The sequence below is a fragment of the Schaalia canis genome (assembly GCF_003858455.1).
Lineage (GTDB): Bacteria > Actinomycetota > Actinomycetes > Actinomycetales > Actinomycetaceae > Pauljensenia > Pauljensenia canis.
Genome location: NZ_RQZF01000060.1, coordinates 1 through 273, shown reverse-complemented (window position 1 = coordinate 273; position 273 = coordinate 1). Strand labels below are relative to the sequence as shown.

The window sequence follows — 273 nt, the reverse complement described above, 5'->3', positions numbered from 1 at the left end:
CGCCACCATCTTCTTCATCATCGTCGGCATCATCCTCCCCATGACCAAAACCACCGGCATCTACACCCTCCTCGTCCCCGCCGTCTACCTCACCACCCTCATCCTCACAACAGCCACCGCACTCCTGCGCCAAGTTCTCGCCCAGAGCATCATCTTCACACTCGTCGTTGCTGGCCTCCTCTACTTCCTTGGCCAGCCCTTGTCCCACGCCTCCACGCGCTACTTCCTCCTAACCATCGCAGGCGGGGGTATTACCGGCCTGTTCATCGCCAC

At 60.4% G+C, this 273-nt stretch carries 1 protein-coding gene; it reads left to right on the top strand.

From position 1 onward, the window contains the following. Nucleotides 1-40: 40 nt before the first annotated feature. Nucleotides 41-273: hypothetical protein (locus EII11_RS10680; protein ID WP_165867177.1), on the top strand; the 233-nt coding region annotated here is incomplete at its 3' end.